The organism is Candidatus Angelobacter sp., from assembly GCA_035607015.1.
Lineage (GTDB): Bacteria > Verrucomicrobiota > Verrucomicrobiia > Limisphaerales > AV2 > AV2.
The window spans coordinates 1-16,727 of sequence record DATNDF010000417.1; the positions used below are offsets into that span (position 1 = coordinate 1).

Here is a 16,727-nt window from a genome sequence, read left to right on the forward strand (position 1 = left end):
CCAGCGCGGCGCGGGGATTCGCCGTCAACTCGCTCCCCTTGCGGCTTTCGTAGTTCGTGAAAAAAATGAACCCGCGCTGGTCCACGCCCTTCAACAGGACCATGCGCACGGACGGGCAGCCATCCTTGTCCGAGGTGGCCAGTGCCATGGCGTTGGGATCAGCAGGCGCGTGGCCGAGCAGCGCCTGAAACGCTCTGTAAAGTCCGATGCCGAAGGCGCGCCAGCGGCCGCCTCCGGCGACACCCGCCGCCTGGCGGAACCATTGGTCAAACTGCCTGAGCGGGTCGGGATCCAGGTCCGCCTTTTGCAAACTGCCCGCGTTGTATTCCCGACGAAGATCAGCGATGGACATAAACGCGCGTCAAGTCTCCGAATGATGTGGTTTAACTGCCGTTGCTCGTCATCCTGCGAGCGGGTCCCCGGTGGCTGCCTTGCGCCGGCGGGAGGGATGCGCCGCGCTACTTCGCCGCCGGAATCATCCCGCTTTTTCGCGCGTAATTGAACAGGCCACCCGCATCCACCACCGGCCGCACGTCGCCCAGCGGTTTGAACGAATAGGATTTTCCAGTTGTTTTGGCCGTGACGGTGCACCTGTCGAGGTCAACCGTGACCGTATCGCCCGTTTTCAGAAGGTCGCACAGTCGGTCCACGCATTCGCACGGATACAATTCGCCGGTGGCAACCGAGTTGCGGAAAAAAATGCGCGCGAAGCTCTCGGCCAGGACAATCCGGCATCCGGCCGACCCGAGCGCAATGGGCGCGTGCTCGCGCGAGCTGCCGCAGCCGAAGTTTTTCCCGCCCACCACAATTGGATACTCGGAGTCAAGCCTGCCCTCCTTCACGAAGCGGGCCGGATAAAGGGAGTCCGGCAGGCCGGAGAGGGCGAAGCTGCCCAGCTTCTCGTATTCGTCGGGAATTGTCGGGACGAGAGTCAGATATTGGGCGGGGATGATCTGGTCGGTGTCAATATTGTCGCGCACCACGTACACCGGACCGGTAAACACTGATTGCATGAAGTGAATCTGGCGGCTGGAGGACTCGTTTTCAACCAGAATGTAGAATCAAGACAACACGCTTGTGCCGGGGTAATCAGCCGAATCGAGGTCGTCCGCCCGTGTTCCCGACGTTCCGGGGCGTTTCCACCTACGTATGCTGCCAGACTTCGATGGAGGTGTTCAGGTAGTTCTCGATCTGGTCAACGACGGTCGTCTCGTTGTATCTGGCAAGAACCTCGGCCTGCGCAGTCTCGGCCATCTGACAGCGCAGGGCGGGTTGCGCTTGCAGCTCCTGAATGCGCGCCGCCATCTCCTCGGCGTCGCCCGGAGTAAACGTCAGCGCATTCTCGCCATGTCGGAGCAGTTCGCGGGCGCCGCCGATGGCGGCCCCAATCACCGGCAGACCGCAGGCCATCGCTTCCAGGGGAACGGTCGCAAACGGTTCTTCCCATTCGACGGGATAGAGCAGGGCGTCGTGCTGGCGGTAAATGGCGGCCAGGTCCCGGTTCTGGTTCGACACTGTCAGGAATTCAACCGGCAAGGAGTTCTGAACGACGAACGACCGAAGTTGTGAGACGTAGTCGGATTCGCCGCGGCCAAAGACGCTGAGCGTGACCTGCGCCTTGTTCTGGCGTGCGCGCAACAGCGCCTGCGCGGCGGCCATCACTCCGCTGTATTCGTCCAGCCGGCCGACGATCAACAGTCGTTTGACCGGCGCGGACGGCGGCCGGATCTCACCGACGAAATGTTGCACGGGGACGCCCGGGTAAATGATTTCGCCGTGGCTCACACGAAAGCCGCTTTCTTCAGTGGTCTGTTTGAGGGCGCGGCTGCAGAAATAAAGGCGGTCAAAACGAAACGCTGAAACGGAGTTGGGCGGGACGTTGGCGACCGCCGCCGGCGGACCATAGACTTCCGGAATTCGGTCGAGGCCTCTCATCATCCGGGTCGGCGCGGTTTCATCGAGTCGATTTCGCCGGCCGGCCAGTTCAAGGCCGGTGCGCGCGAGATTTGTGCCCGGCGCATTCCACCAGCGCAGCCAGGGATCCTGGCGCAAATCGTCCGCGAGCCACCGGTCCGCGATGTCATACACCGTGGGCAACCGGGAATTACGGAGCGAGAAGATCAATGACTTTGACAGTCCGCGCAGACTCCAGACGTGCGCGAGATCGGGCTGAAATTCCGCGATGGCCTCCTGCAAAACCCCGTTGTTGTGTTCCTCGATCGTTTGCAGCTCACGGAAGCCGGCGACCAACGGGTGGCCGAAGGCGCCGTTCAACAGAAGGCGGCGATGGACCTCTTCGTCGCGCTGCTCTGTGTTCAAACCGTGGTTCGAGGTGGCGATCAGGGTCGAGTGTCCCCGGAGACGCAACGATTCGGTGACCGATTGGCAGCGCAGATCGTACGTCCCGGCGTGATGCGGCGGATAAAGGTTGGCAAGAACGAGGATTTTCACAAAGCCGGGGCCGGGATCAGGCGGCCACTTCCTCCTTTGCCGGCCGGATCGAATCGTTCGTGCGGATCCGGCCGCCCCCGATGACTTCCGCCAGAACGCCCTGACGACGGTTCTCCATCAACGAACGCAGGCCGGCACAGACGGCGTCCATCTTCGCGCACGGCGTGCGCGCCTCATACACGAGCAGAATGGCGTCGCCGATTTGAACGTGCCGTCCCAGCAACGCGATGAGATCGATGCCCGACGTTTCAATATTCGCGCGAACAGCGCCAGGAAGAATGGTTTCAAGACCCAGGACGGCCGCGTGTTCGGCGATTTGCTCGCGTTCGATCAGACTGATCTGTCGGCGGCGCGGCTGGCCGGTCGTGTGGCTGACACGGCCAAAGTAGCGCGGCTCGCCGGCGATTCCCTTGCCGGCCACGACCTCGATGGAATCCACCGTGCTCAATGGGGCGCCCGGCTCCGGCGGGTGCAGATGGAGAGAGGCGACACGGCCTGAGAGATCACGGGAAGCATTCAAGTTGCACGTTTTTATGCGCCCGATTCAATCGCGGCGCAAGCGCGACTTGCCAAAAGAAATTGATCAGGGGGTTCACGGCCATTTCTTTCATGCCGGCAAACGCCTGAAAACAGAAGGTGTTGGTGGATCATCGCGGCCGCTGATGTAAACGAACAGGCAAATATGCCTCCGCGCTTCCGCTACAAAAACGGAAGCACCGAGATAGGGTGGCAGCGCGAAAACTTCCAACTCGCCTTGCCGCGGGCATTCCGGCTAACCTCGCTCACTGATTTGGTAGGGTCGTCGCGGCGCGACAACCGGACGGCACAGCGCCGTGGCTACCTCACATCGTTTTTTTGCACATGATGACGTCAGCGCAGATCCGTCAGTCGTTCCTCGACTTCTTCAGGTCGAAGCAGCACACCATCGTGGCGTCTTCGAGCCTCCTGCCCGATGCGCCGAACCTCCTGTTCACCAACGCGGGCATGAACCAGTTCGTGCCCATTTTCCTCGGCCAGGCCAGGTGCCCCTACACGCCCGGCCGCGCAGCCGACACGCAGAAGTGCATTCGCGCCGGCGGAAAGCACAACGACCTCGACGACGTCGGGCTCGACACCTATCACCACACATTCTTCGAGATGCTGGGCAACTGGTCCTTCGGGGATTACTTCAAGAAGGAAACCATCGAGTGGGCGTGGGAACTCGTCGTTGGTATCTGGAAATTCCCGCCAACGCGACTTTACGCCACCGTTTACAAACCGGGTAAGGGCGACCCGAGCGAATTTGATCAGGATGCTTGGAATTTTTGGGCGGAAAAATTTTGCAGCGTCGGACTCGACCCCGCCGTCCATGTCGTCAACGGCAACAAGAAAGACAATTTTTGGATGATGGGCGAAACAGGTCCGTGCGGCCCGTGCTCCGAATTGCACGTGGACCTTACGCCCGCAGGTGACACCAAAGGCGCGCTGGTCAACAAGGGCGACGCCCGTTGCATCGAAATCTGGAACCTGGTCTTCATCCAATTCAACGCCCAGCCTGTAGCGGCGGTCTGTGACCGCCGTGGGGATAGTGAAGGGGATCGGCGGTCACAGACCGCCGCTACAATCGAATTCGTACCGCTCGCACAACAACACGTGGACACCGGCATGGGTTTCGAACGCGTGACCTCGATTATCCAGGGAACAAAGGGATTCTCGGATTTCAAGAACGCCAAGATTTCCAACTACGAGACAGACATCTTCCGTCCGATTTTCGATGCCATCGAGAAGCTGAGCGGGACGAAATATGGCTCGACCCTGCCGACCAAGGGTGGCACGGGCGACTCGCCCGTGTCGGTCGGCGACCTGCCGAACGAGGCGTCAAGGCGTGGAACGGTGGCCCTTCCTGCACAGGCAGCTTCTGGCGCAACCTACTCACGACGCAATCTTCCTCATTTTGAAAAGCCCTGGGTCATCTATCACATCACGATCAACACTATCCCGTCGCGACAGCTTTCTGCTCCGGCGCGGGATGTGGTTTTTGATTGCGTCCTTCACTGGCGCGAATCGCGTTACCGGCTCGTGGCTGCCTGCGTGATGCCCGACCATGCTCATTTCATCATTCAGCCGGGCGTGAAAGCGGAGGATAAATTCGGCAAGCCGATATTCTGGCCCTTGTCTGAAATTCTCCACTCCATCAAATCCTACTCGGCCAAAGAGGCGAATAAAATGGAAGGGAAGACCGGGCCTCTCTGGCAGGAGGAACGATACGACCGGTACATGCGGAGCAACGCCGACCTGCAGGAGAAGTTTCATTATCTTTGCCGGAATCCGTGGGAAGCAGGATTGGTCCAGGAAAACGAGCCCTGGCCCTGGCTGTGGACACCCGATATCGAGGCGTCGAAACCTTACGTCCCTCTTGTTCAACGCGAGGGCAGGAAAAGCGACCCGTCTGTGGCCGATGACGACATTCCAACGGGAACTGCCGGGCAGGTTGCCCGACAGGACGGGCCAGTGGCCCGTGCCACCCAGATTCAAATTGACGTGGCCTTCCGCGTCGTTGCCGATCACATCCGCACGCTCTCGTTCGCCATCGCCGACGGCATCCAGCCCGGCAACAACGACCGCAACTACGTTCTGCGCCGGATTTTGCGCCGTGCCGTGCGTTACGGCCGCACGCTCGGTTTCCACGAACCGTTCTTTTACAAACTTGTGGACGTGCTCGCCGACACAATGGGCGATGTCTTTCCCGAGATCCGCGCGAAGAAGAAACACGTCCAAGACGTCATCCGCACGGAGGAAGAGGCGTTTAACAAGACGTTGGATAGAGGGATTGAGAGATTTAGCGCCGCATTCCACACCGCCGTAAAGGAACACAACTATAGGAAAATCGCTGAAAGCGGAAAAAAAATCCGAATCGATTTCGGGCAGTTCCACTTCGAGTCAACTCCGGTGTCCAAGTCAGGCGCCGATCATCAGCCCGACGTGGTGATCGATCTGGACGGCGATTTCGCACGCCAGCTTCACGACGCAGGGCTTGAAGTGCCAGTGTTTCGAGGAAGCGACGCCTTCGAACTTTACGACACCTATGGGTTCCCGCTCGACCTCACTGAGTTGATGGCTCGCGAGCGCGGGTTGACCGTGGACAAGGAAGGCTTCGAGAAGTTGATGGAAGAGCAGCGCGCCCGCGCCCGCGCCGCGCAGAAGAAGGAAGTCATTTCGCTTTCCCAGATCGAGACCACGACACCAACGAAGTTCGTCGGCTTCGACAAGCTGGAGACTGAAGCAAAGGTTGTCGAGGTCGTGTCGCTGAAGGACAAGACCGCCGTCGTCTTTGATACCAGCGTCTGTTATGCCGAGATGGGTGGCCAGGTCGGCGACACCGGCAAACTGGAACACGGCAGCAAACTCTGGCGCGTCCTCAACACGCAGAAGTCTGGCAGCACATGGCTGCATTTTGTTGAAGAAGGGGTGGCACGGGCCACTGGCCCGTCCGGCGAGGCGACCCGCGTCGCCGCGCCAGCCGGCGGGTCGCCGACTGGCACAGGCGAGTCGCCTGTGCTCCCCATTCCCGGGGATACTGTTACCCTGGTCGTTGATCGCCCGCGCCGTGAAGCCATCCAACGCCACCACACCGTCACGCATTTGTTCCATTGGGCGTTGCACGAAGTCGTGAGCAGAGATGCAACACAGAAGGGTTCCTTCGTCGGTCCGGACAAGTTGACCTTCGATTTCAACAGCGCCGCGCTGACGCCGCAGCAGGTCGCCGACATTGAAAAGCTCGTCAATGAACGCATCCTCGAAAACGCCGGCGTAAGCTGGATCGAAGTTCCGTATGCCGAGGTGAAGTCGCGCAAAGACGTGATGCAATTCTTCGGCGACAAATATGGCGACACCGTCCGCGTCGTCCAGATCGGCGGCAGAGCAGGGGAGCTGAATGGCTATTCGATGGAACTTTGCGGCGGCACGCACACCCGCGCTACGGGCGAGATCGGTTTGTTCCGCATCGTTGGCGAGAGTGCGATTGCCGCCGGTGTTCGGCGCGTCGAAGCCGTCGCCGGTTTGCAGGCCTACGATTTGGCGAATCAACAACTTCACCTCCTTCGCAACGTGGCGGGACAAGTCAACTCGCCGATCCAAGAGTTGGAAAAGAAGATCGAAACCTTGCTCGCGCACCAGAAAGAATTGGAGAAGCAGGTAAAGATTACGATGCAGCGCAACGCGTCGAACGCCGCCAGCGAACTGCTCGGTCGCGCGCAGACCGTGAACGGTGTTCCGCTCATCACCCACAACCTCGGCGATGCCGACGGTGACTTTCTCCAGGCGATTGCCGACGCGCTGAAGGGCCGGTTCAAAGGCGTCGTCGTGCTCGGTGGTTGCTCGAACAACGCCGTCACGCTCGTTGCCACCGTGTCACACGAGTTCACCGCGAAGGTGCAGGCTGGAAAAATCATTCAGCAGATCGCGCCGATTGTGGGCGGCAAAGGTGGCGGCAAACCCGACAACGCGCGCGGCGGCGGCAAAGATGCCAGCAAGTTGGATGAAGCACTGGCCAAAGCAGCAGACTTGTTGAAGTGAACCGTGTGTCTCCAGGCCAGTCAGGATGTGTTCTTCTTGGTCTCGTTTGGCTGGCGGGATGGGCCGCATTTTCCACGAAAGCTGCTGAACCGCCCCGGGCGGCGCGTTCGGTGCATCTCAGTTATGAGGCGTCAGCTGGAGATTTTTTCTACAACGAGGTAACGGTCGAGCAATCCACACCAGGCAGTTACTTTATGGCCTGCGGCTGGAACACCGGCTATTTCGGGATGCAGGAATTGAGATCGCCCACGAACAAGGTCGTGATTTTCTCGGTCTGGGACCCGACCAGGGGCGATGACGCGAACAAGGTGCCGCTGGAGCAACGCGTGGAAGTGCTGCACGAAGGAGTCGGTGCGAAGGCGACCCGCTTCGGCGGTGAAGGCACGGGCGGCAAATGCCTGTGGCCGTATCAATGGGAAACAAACGAAACCTGCCGGTTCGCGGTCCGGGCGTCTGTCGAGGGAGAGAAGACAAGTTACGAAGGCTGGTTCTTCGACAACCACGCGAAGGCATGGAAGCATCTGGTCACCTTTCGCACGCATACCGGCGGCAAACCAATGCGTGGTTTTTACAGCTTCATCGAGGATTTTCGGCGCGACGGGCGCAGCGCGGGTGAAGTTCGTCGAGCCCGTTTCGGCAACGGCTGGTTGCGTAGCACGACGGGCGAATGGATTTCGTTGAATCGGGCGAAGTTCACCGCATCCAACGCGGAATGGGAGTCGAAGGAAAACATCGACGCGGGCATTGCCGAAGGGAGGTTTTATCTCGCCACCGGCGGGAACGTCACGCGCACGCGCGAGCTTGGAGAATGGATTGAACTGCCGCGCGTTCAATCCGCGCCGCCTCCGGAGATGCCGAAGGCATTGGGGCGGTAAATGGCGGGTACTCTTGTCGGAGAGAAGAACAGGTCGGGTCAGTTGCCGAGTTTGCTGCTCCGATTGTCCGACAAAGGGGGTGAAGATGACGGTACCTGCGGCGGAGGCAGGCAAGTTGTGTTGAAATTCCTCGACGTTGAATGCGGTTCAACAAACCAAAATGAAGCCGGCGGTGCCGGTTACTTCAACTCAATGGTAAAGTCGACATTCGTGTTCCCATTCACCGCGATTTCTTTACTGATGCCTCGATTTGTACCGTGGGTCTTCGGATGATACGCTTCCAACGTGTACTTCCCGTTTGGCACCCCGGAAATCTTGAACGTTCCATCCTTGCCCGTCACCGCGTAGTACGGATTATCCACGACCCCAACGTAGGCAAACATCCAAGGATGCACATCGCATTTGAACCGCACCATTACCTCCGGGCTGGGGAATTGTTTTTTGCTTACCTGATCTTTACTGACCTGCCCCAGGTTGAATTCCTTGTTTGCGCCCTGCCTGGGTTGCGCGTGCACGTTGTGCAAGGTCGGATCCGAATTTCTGATCCTGAATTCTTGATTGACCATTACGCCCATGACGTACGGCTCAAACAGGCAACCGACCTGGTCCAACATTGGCTCTTGGGCTGGCACTGGAAGCTTCCTTTGGCTTACACCGCTCTTGATGTAGACAAACACGTCGGCCAGACCACCGTCCTTGCTTACGACGTAGTGACGCGTGGTGACCGGTTCGCTATGAGCCGCGCCACACGTCTTGTCGAACGATGTAGCCATGTCAATGAGAGTTTCCGGTTTTGGAGTGCCACCGAGGATGACCTTGCCGGTGATGTCGGCCCCGGAGACTAACTGCAGCGCACCGGCCAGAGTCAGAACTGTCAGAAAAGCAGTCTTCATAGGTCAATTGGTTCTGATTTTGTGCGAAATCTACTAACCGCTCTTAAGTCGCCCCTAGATTATGGCGCGTATGATGCCGTCTGAGCAGTAGTGCAGACAGCAGGGACCGTTTTGCGTGAGCGGTTGTTGAATTGTATGAGATGGATTTCCACCGCAGTCAGTGGGCCGATTTCAGAAAGGCAAGAATCTCTTTGTGTTCATCGGCAGTTAAGTTGGCCCGGACGCGCATGTGCAAGACCACAACCTCCCACTGGGAATCGCTATAAAAAGTGGGCGTTCTGATATTGTGGCAGTGACCGCAATTCTGCGCCCATAGTTTGGCTCCGCTCGCTCTGGCTGTGCCTCGAGGCGCAACAAGTGGCTGGTTTGCGCTTGCGGTTCCTGCCGGGGTTTGCATCCCGGTCGTGGAGCATCCGCTCACGATGAACGCAACTGTCGCACAGGTGACGGAAAAAAAGGCCGCAGTGAACAAGTTGATTTTTGATTTCATAGGTATTTCTCCTTCAATTAAAAGCCTAGTGCGAATTGAGTGAAGAATGCATTGCCATTTTCTCCTGCGCCGTTCTGGCGATCAAATTCGTAAGCCACTTTGACGACGCTGCTCGCGCCAAGCCAATAGTTCAGACCCACGGTAAAGCGACGCTCATCAAAGCCAACGGGAGTCCTCTTTTGGTTGATCATGTCATAGCGCACGACCGGCTCGAGATTCTTGACAATGCTATTCTCGAGCTTCGAGGGGCGGTAGGCAAGCTGGATATAACCGCCGTTGCGGTTGTTGCTGAAAGTCAGTGGACCGAAGCCGCCGCTGCCGGAAGCATCGTATGTATAACCATCGACGTGTGACCAAACCCATTGTCCGTGCAGATTAATCGTGCCTTTCAAGAATTCGGAGTCCCGCACGTAGCTCAAATCCACGGACTGAAGCAGTGCATGCACGTCGCTTCCACGCGGCCCGACCGCGGCGGTTTGAAAGCCGTAACCGATCTCCAATTCCGGCATTGGGAAAAACCCGACTCGACCGCCAGCGGAGATGTGGCCGTTACTGTTATCAAAATTGTCAAAAGAAAGCGTGCCAAGTTCTATGGGATTCGTTGGATCGGCTGGAGTCGTGGTAAGCGCCGGCGCGTTCGCGGCAAAAAAAGCGTAGCCGATTTTGGTCGGTCCCAAAGGAATGCCGCCTCGAACCTGAACACCCAGGAGCGATTCGGGCATCAGGCCATCATAAACACCCAGAGGTTTGTCCGGCATTTTATTGACCCAGGCCATGTGTTGCCGCTCCACAAAATAATCGCCTGGATTCAGAAACTTGCCCGCGCCAATCGTCATGTAATCGTTTAGAACATACGAAATCTGCGCCATTTCCAGCGCCGTGCTCGTGTCGGAACCTTCGAGTTCCAGCTCCATCTCGCCTTCGAAAAGCAGGCGGTCGCTCATCTTCCAGAGAAAGATTGGATTGAAGGTGGCAGTGAAAGAAGAATTGGCGGCGCGCGAGTCTGGTGGCACGGGCGCGGCCGGGCCGTATCCGCCTCGTGTGGCCATAAAGGTTGCGGAGCCATAACCGCCCAGAAGCATCTTTGTGCTGCCGGGAAAGGAGTCTTTGGCCATTTGCTTGACCTGTTTGAGTTCCTTGTCGAATTCGTCCAAAGTTTGATCGGTTTCCGCCTGGCGCGAAGCGGTCTTCTTTTGGAGGTCATCCACTTGAGATTTGACGTTGGCTGTTTCCTGGTTCGTTCCTTTTGCGAGCACGGCCTGCATCTGAGATTTTAGCGTCTCCATCTCTTGTTTGAGGCGTTCGTGTTCTGCTTTAAGTTTCTCATAGTCCTCCTTCGAAACGAATTTGTCGCTGCCGGTCTGGTCCTGGCCCTGTGCGACGCTCACCGCCGCGACGATGAATGCCAAGGCGAGTGTTTGAATGTATCTCATGGATTGCCTCCACTCTGTGCAGTGTGTTTGTTGTTGGTCTCCTTCGGAGCGAGCGTGCGCACGTAATTCACGATGTCCCAACGTTGCTCTTCCGAAAATGCTTCCTGAAAAGCGGGCATCGGCGCGTTGCCCGCGCTCATCTTCCAGAAGATCGCTCCGTCCGTTTGTTGCCACATTTTGGAATCGGACAAGTTGCCCGGCTTTCGTTCCAGGGAGGCAGCGGCCGGGCCATCACCCCTTCCGGAAGGCCCGTGGCACGGGAGGCAGCCCACCGTGAAGAGTTCCTTTCCTCGCGCGATTGACTTCTCGTCCGCAGGAGTCGGATTTTGTTTGCGGGCCGCCCTGGCCGGAGCCATCCAGACATTGGTCCCGCTCTTGGGCGCTTCCTGTGCTTCATTGAGGACAGCGCGCGAACCACCTGCTGCGATGAGCAGCACAATCGCGATCGGTACCAACTTCAAAAAACACTTCAAAGGGGCATTCAAACAATAATATTTTTACCAGCTTGACCATGCTCGAATGACGAAAGAGAAGCTACACATTTTTTGTCATTTACCGTGCATATTCTTGTTATGAGAATTACCCCGGGTTCGTATGATAAACGATGTGGATGCCTTGACGAGGCTCACCGGCAAGAACGCAAGCACCTATCTCAAAAAGAACCATCCGAGAGGCAGGACATTGTGCGGACATTTCGAATTGGACCGCGAGCCGGCGGGAGCATGGCCGGGCGTCCCTTTTGGCAGTGGCGGTACAGCGGACGCGAAAGTGGTGGATGCGACAATGGCCAAGGGCATGAGTTTCGTCGCGCGCTGGGGCTCGGCCTGTGGGAAGGCATTTGACGCGCAGCAGTTTCTTGCAGTCCACGCTCAGTTTGATTGGATGAAGGACATCTTGAAAGGCCGCCAAAGCCAGCCTTGGACGGAGTTTCGCGCTGGAGAGTGAAAGCCTTACGACGAGTCGCGTCACTGGCCACCGATTCACGGCAAGGCAACAGATTTTGACCCTGGAGATGAGGGTCGCGCGCTGGTAGAGCGGCGCAAGGTGGGCCCGGTGCAAATTGGAGTTTTCGGAGAACCAAAACTACGCTACTCTTGACCGAGAATGAATTTGTCTGCGTTACCGACCGAAACCAGCGATCCGATCAATGCGCGCATCCTCGCCGTGTCGGAAGACCGCCTCCAGGGCTTTCAGCGTGACCCGCTGGGTGAAATCGCGCGCCAATCCGGTGTGGAGATGTCCGTGGTCATCGAGCGAATCCAGGCGATGCTGCGGTCGGGAACGATCCGCCGGGTGCGGCAAACCCTTCTGGCGACAAATCTGGCCCAGGGCGCGCTCGTCGCCTGGCAGGTGCCGTTGGACAAGCTCGACGCGGCCTTCGATTTCATGTTTCAGAAGGATCCGTTCTCAGGACACATCGTGATCCGCTCGACCGACGCCGCGACGCCCGGTTCGAATTACAAACTGTGGACCACGCTCAAGGTGCCGCAAGGTTTCTCCTTGCGCAGGCACTGCGAATTCCTTTCGCGGCAGACGGGCGCCGAAAAATTCATGCTATTACCGGCCAAACGATTGTTCGCGCTGGGTGTCGGGCACGTGCGGCGTCGCGGCATGGAACCGGGCAGCAAGGCGGATGTGCCCGCCGAGGTCATTGAAGTCACCACGACGACGCTCAACGAACTGGAGTGGCGGATTCTGACGGCGTTGAAGCGTGAATTCGAGGCCTGGGAAATCGGGCCCGACCCCTGGGGCGGGCGCGCCCGCGAGGCAGGCGTTCCGCTGGAAACTTTTCTTGAAGTGGCGGAGGATTTCAACCGGCGCAAGGTCATCGGGCGCTTTTCGACCTTCCTCGAGCACGTCAAGCCGCTGGCGAGCGGAGAGCGTGTCACACGGTTCAACGCGCTGTTTCACTGGGCCGTGCCGGCTGGCCGGGAGATTGAAACGGGACGTGAAGTGGGACGTCATCATATCATGACGCACGCCTACTGGCGGGAAGGCGGGCCGGAGTTTCGCAACGTGAACATCATGGGAGTCGCGCACGGCACGGACAAGGAACTGGTGCTCGCGCACAAGGCGGCGATTGACGAGCACCTGAAGCGGTGCGGCATTCCGGTGAGTTACACAAACGTTTTCTGGGGCGGGCGCAGTGAAATCAAGCCCTCTGAAATCTCGCCGTTTGCCTACCGCGAGTGGTGCCGGAGCGTCGGACTTGATCCCGGTCTGATGAAAGGCTGAGTTGGCCGCAGGACGAGCCTGCGCGGATCATTCACGGCTCGTCCCGACGATTGCTTCCGGCCGGTACATGTCCCGGTTGCTGCCTTGAAACTCGGCCTTGAGGCGGACGCGGAAGCGTGACAAATCCACCAGTTCCCAGTGGAGGAACTTCCACTGGCCTTTTTTTTCTCCATCGTGCTCGATGCCGACGATCAAATGATGGGCATCATCGAGAATCTTGTTTGTCTCCTTCTTCGGCTCGTAATAGAACGTGCGAAAAGTGCTGTCGCGGCTGCCCCGTTCATACAGTTTCGGATCGAGATAAGTGACGCGGCCGGTGGCCTTATCCAGGAGGCGGAGATCGGGGTAACCGGAGTGCTGAATCTTGCCCGACGCGGTTTTCGGCCAGTCACATTCAAATCCTGGAATCCGGTTCAGTTCGTCTTTGATCGCCTTCTCGAAGTGCGCGCTGACCTCGTTGATCCGCTTTTCCTTTTGCGCCGGGCTGCCGGGCGCATTCATCTGCTCCAACACCTTGTCGAGCGCACCGCCGATCCGGGTCAGCAACGCGCGGTCAACCGCATTTGTGGAGTCGAAGGGGATGATGGTCCTGCCCGTCGCGGCCTTGAGAACTTCGGCGAAGGGAATGCCGTTCAAGGCGACTTCATCGCGCATCAGGGAACTGACCGCCGTCCCCGCGGCCTCGTGCGGATCCGCGGCAACCGCTGCCTGCGTCGCGACAGCCAACAGAAGAATTGCGGCAAGAGTGCTGCTCATGGAATGCGGACGACAGGTTAGCGCGGCATGGAGGCAATGCAATCCCTCGTGTCAGTAGCGGCCCTCGCCGATGTGAGTGGAGGGCTGGCAAGTTGCGATCCAACTTGACTCGCTGGGGAAATTTGCAAAGTTTGCAGCCAGCCGTAGGAGACGGATCAAGAGCAGACCTGTGCGCATCTTTTATCAAATCTCTGATCTCGTGCGCATAAGTGTCCTTGTCGTTTCGTTGGTGACAACGGAGGTGGTGGGTCAGAGTTTGCTCGTGGACCAAGCCAGCGGGACGACCAGTGATGCCCTGGGACAGTATAGTCAGATTCCGGATAACCAAATCGCTCAATCCTTCACGCCATCCTTTTCGGCAGTGGGTTTCGTTCAGTTAGGTGTGGTGGTCCCCGCGTATCCGGGCAATGATCAAGTGACCTTCGCGGTGAATTTGCGGTCGGGAGCTTACAATGGTCCCATAATCAGCAGCACGGACCCCGTGATTCTGGTCAATCACTTTGGTCAATTTGGCACCTTCTACTTTCCGGCGAACATTCCGGTGACTCCCGGCCAGTTGTATTTTTTCGAACCAATCCTCCAGTCCACCGGGAGTCTGGATATCGGTGACAAATCCCCATCCAGTTATGCAGGCGGAGACGAGTGGAACAACGGGGTGCCGTCGGGAGGAGTCGCTGACTATTGGTTTCGTGAGGGTATTGTCGTGCCGGAGCCGTCCATCATTGCTTTGCTCGGTGTTGGCGCGGGATGGGTTCTCATTCGACGGAAGCGGAGAACGGACCGTCGAGTCGAAGCGGTACCGAACGGTTGGAACGAGCGCGTGGTACGGAATGGCGCTGGCAATCGTTGTTCTCAAAAGCGCCCGACACCTATTTGCCCGGTCGTTTCGCGGGGATTACCCATTGCTTGTTCCAGTAAAGCTCCCATAGCTTTTCCAAGCGGGTGAAAGAGGCGTGTCCATCGACGAAGCTGACGTTTATGCCGCCGGGAAGATCGTTTTTCGGGTTGAAGTTTTTTACCGCAGCCGAGAGCGAAGCGCCGTGCCGTGGGACGGTGAAGCGCGACATGTCTCCATTGCCAACGTAGTCATCCCCGGTAAACAGATTTCGAGCCGGTGGATTGTTCGTCTCCGGCCAGCCGTCCACCCACACCGAATCCTGGACCACCGGCGTTTGAACAGGCGATTGCACCGCTGCATCCTTCAGATAAAACCTCGAGTCGTTCTTGGGGTGAAAGGGGTCGTCACCGTTGTAAAACCATCCATTGAGCGCGTAGCTTCCCTGCCATTCCTTGCCCCGGGCGCCGTAGGCCCAGTACCAGGCGCGGTTGACGCGCCCGCTGCTCGGATTGTCCTTGCGCAGGCTGGCCTTCATCTCGGGCGCGGTGGGGCAGACCCGCGCGGCATTGATCGCCGCGTAATTCGTGGCCAGCAGCGACATCCACAAGTCTCCTCCCGGATCGGCGTACGTGAGGGACGCATTAAAGTCCGTCATATAAAGAAAAGTGGACAAACCCAGTTGCTTCAGATTGCTGACACACTTGATGGCGTGTGCCTGCGACTTTGCCCTCGCCAGGGCGGGTAGAAGCAGGGCCGCCAGAATCGCGATGATCGCGATGACGACCAGCAGTTCGATCAGGGTGAAGGCGCGGCGAAGCAATGAGCGGAATTTCATAAACAGTGCGTTGGGTCAGGTCCGAGAATGGATAGTCCAGATTCCATGAACGGTCAACCTCTACGGGCGAAGCGCCTTCTCAAATCAACGAAAGATGCCCGGGTTGGCGGGACCGGTGGTCAAGGCCGTCGCCATGCGCTGATTGGACCGTGACCGCGAAAATCGCAGTGGTCATGGTGCCGGCGAGAAGTCAGTCTTGGCTTTGGCGAACCCTCGTCGTATTCTCCCCGTTCAACCGTGAAAACTCATTCCTTCAATCCCCTCTGTCTCGCGCTGTTGATCGCGGGCTCCTGCCTGGCCGCCGGTCCGGAACCGTTTTCGCAGACGCATAAACCGGTCCTGCACGGACGTCATTGGGTCGCCATTACTGGCAAACCGCTCGGCGCCACTGCCGGCGCAAAGATGTTCGAGCGCGGTGGCAACGCCATCGACGCCGCCTGCGCCATGCTCGCCGTCGTGTGCACGATGTATGACGATTTGAGCTGGGGCGGTGAAACGCAGGCATTGATTTACAATCCGGGAACAAAAAAAATTGTCGGCATCGACGCGTTGGGAGTGGCGCCGACCGGCGCCACACCGGAATTCTTCCAGGAACTGCCGCAGGTCAGAACGAACAGGCTCCATTACCCGCCGGCGGAGGGTCCGCTCGCAGCGGTGACGCCGGGCACTCCCGGCGGTTTGATGGTGATGCTGGCGGAGTACGGGACGATGTCGCTGAAAGACGTGTTGCAACCGGCGATGCAGATGGCGGACGGTTATCCCATCGAAGGAGAGGCGGTACGGAAAATCGAGCGTTACGCCGACAAGCTCAAACAGTGGCCGTATTCAAAGAAGGTTTTCTTCCCGCACCCCGGAACCGAACACGAAGCGCCCCAACCCGGCGAGATCTGGCGTCAGCCGGATCTGCTGGCCACGTTGCAGAAACTCGTCGATGCCGAAGCGGCGGCGCTCAAAACGGGCAAATCGCGCAAGGAGGCGATCTATGCGGCCTACGATCGTTTTTACAAGGGTGACATCGCCGAGGAATACTGCCGCGGATCGCGCGAACAGGGCGGCCTGCATACTCCCGACGACCTCGCAAACTGGAAGGTGGAAATCGAGGAACCCGTGACGACCACCTACAAAGGCATCGAGGTTTACAAACTGACGTGCTGGACGCAGGGACCCGTGATGTTGCAGGAGCTAAATCTTCTGGAAAACATCGACGTTCAGCCGATGGGGTACGACAGCGCCCGCTACATCCACACGCTCTACCAGGTGATGAACCTCGCCTGCGCCGACCGTGATTTCTATTACGGGGACATTTATTTCCCGCCCGAGGAACCGATCCGCGGACTGCTTTCAAAGGAATACGCGAAGGAGCGGTT

16 protein-coding genes are annotated in these 16,727 nt (G+C 58.4%); 6 read left to right on the forward strand and 10 right to left on the reverse strand.

Annotated features, from left to right (window positions below; all coding sequences use genetic code 11):
• The 4 genes from VN887_16565 to VN887_16580 all read right to left on the reverse strand — a co-directional run.
• Positions 1-352: pyridoxamine 5'-phosphate oxidase family protein (locus VN887_16565; GenBank protein ID HXT41622.1), on the reverse strand; the 352-nt coding region annotated here is incomplete at its 3' end.
• A 106-nt stretch (positions 353-458) separates the two neighbouring features.
• Positions 459-1,013 carry a 3-isopropylmalate dehydratase gene (locus VN887_16570; protein ID HXT41623.1) on the reverse strand — a complete coding sequence of 185 codons (555 nt, stop codon included), beginning with the start codon at positions 1,011-1,013 and terminating at the stop codon, positions 459-461.
• Positions 1,014-1,143: 130 nt separating this feature from the next.
• Positions 1,144-2,451: a glycosyltransferase family 4 protein gene (locus VN887_16575; GenBank protein ID HXT41624.1), complete on the reverse strand. Its 1,308-nt coding sequence runs from the start codon at positions 2,449-2,451 to the stop codon at positions 1,144-1,146.
• Between the two features lie 16 nt (positions 2,452-2,467).
• Positions 2,468-2,971, reverse strand: a complete 504-nt coding sequence (locus tag VN887_16580; GenBank protein HXT41625.1) for an MOSC domain-containing protein — start codon at positions 2,969-2,971, stop codon at positions 2,468-2,470.
• Positions 2,972-2,984: 13 nt separating this feature from the next.
• Here VN887_16580 and VN887_16585 point away from each other — a divergent pair, with 13 nt between their 5' ends.
• From VN887_16585 to VN887_16595, 3 genes are all read left to right on the forward strand, one after another.
• Complete coding sequence (locus VN887_16585) at positions 2,985-3,119, forward strand: hypothetical protein (protein ID HXT41626.1); 135 nt, start codon at positions 2,985-2,987, stop codon at positions 3,117-3,119.
• Between the two features lie 196 nt (positions 3,120-3,315).
• The gene (locus tag VN887_16590; GenBank protein HXT41627.1) at positions 3,316-7,005 is read left to right on the forward strand and encodes an alanine--tRNA ligase-related protein; all 3,690 of its coding nucleotides are present in this window, start codon (positions 3,316-3,318) and stop codon (positions 7,003-7,005) included.
• 5 nt (positions 7,006-7,010) lie between these two features.
• The gene (locus VN887_16595) at positions 7,011-7,880 is read left to right on the forward strand and encodes a DUF3472 domain-containing protein (GenBank protein ID HXT41628.1); all 870 of its coding nucleotides are present in this window, start codon (positions 7,011-7,013) and stop codon (positions 7,878-7,880) included.
• A gap of 179 nt (positions 7,881-8,059) precedes the next feature.
• On the opposite strand, the gene VN887_16600 is transcribed toward VN887_16595, so the two are convergent.
• The 4 genes from VN887_16600 to VN887_16615 form a co-directional block, all read right to left on the reverse strand.
• Entirely contained in the window at positions 8,060-8,773 is a 714-nt protein-coding gene (locus VN887_16600) for a hypothetical protein (protein ID HXT41629.1), read from the reverse strand.
• Positions 8,774-8,930: 157 nt separating this feature from the next.
• Entirely contained in the window at positions 8,931-9,263 is a 333-nt protein-coding gene (locus tag VN887_16605) for a hypothetical protein (GenBank protein ID HXT41630.1), read from the reverse strand.
• Positions 9,264-9,280: 17 nt separating this feature from the next.
• Positions 9,281-10,696, reverse strand: coding sequence for a hypothetical protein (locus VN887_16610; GenBank protein HXT41631.1), 1,416 nt, complete (start codon positions 10,694-10,696; stop codon positions 9,281-9,283).
• A complete protein-coding gene (locus VN887_16615) occupies positions 10,693-11,169 on the reverse strand; it encodes a cytochrome c (protein ID HXT41632.1) in 477 nt (158 codons plus the stop codon). Before VN887_16615 ends, VN887_16610 begins: the two co-directional genes overlap by 4 nt.
• A gap of 121 nt (positions 11,170-11,290) precedes the next feature.
• Between VN887_16615 and VN887_16620 the strand changes: the two genes are divergently transcribed.
• Positions 11,291-11,641, forward strand: coding sequence for a hypothetical protein (locus VN887_16620; protein ID HXT41633.1), 351 nt, complete (start codon positions 11,291-11,293; stop codon positions 11,639-11,641).
• A 159-nt stretch (positions 11,642-11,800) separates the two neighbouring features.
• Entirely contained in the window at positions 11,801-12,931 is a 1,131-nt protein-coding gene (locus VN887_16625) for an Lrp/AsnC family transcriptional regulator (protein HXT41634.1), read from the forward strand.
• A gap of 27 nt (positions 12,932-12,958) precedes the next feature.
• Here the strand turns inward: VN887_16625 and VN887_16630 are convergent, their stop codons facing one another.
• Both VN887_16630 and VN887_16635 read right to left on the reverse strand, forming a co-directional pair.
• On the reverse strand, positions 12,959-13,687 hold the full coding sequence (locus VN887_16630; GenBank protein ID HXT41635.1) for a hypothetical protein: 729 nt from the start codon (positions 13,685-13,687) through the stop codon (positions 12,959-12,961).
• Positions 13,688-14,556: 869 nt separating this feature from the next.
• Positions 14,557-15,360, reverse strand: a complete 804-nt coding sequence (locus VN887_16635; GenBank protein ID HXT41636.1) for a prepilin-type N-terminal cleavage/methylation domain-containing protein — start codon at positions 15,358-15,360, stop codon at positions 14,557-14,559.
• A gap of 273 nt (positions 15,361-15,633) precedes the next feature.
• On the opposite strand from VN887_16635, the gene VN887_16640 reads away from it, so the two are divergent.
• Positions 15,634-16,727 (forward strand): gamma-glutamyltransferase (locus tag VN887_16640; protein HXT41637.1); only part of this gene is annotated, 1,094 nt, incomplete at its 3' end.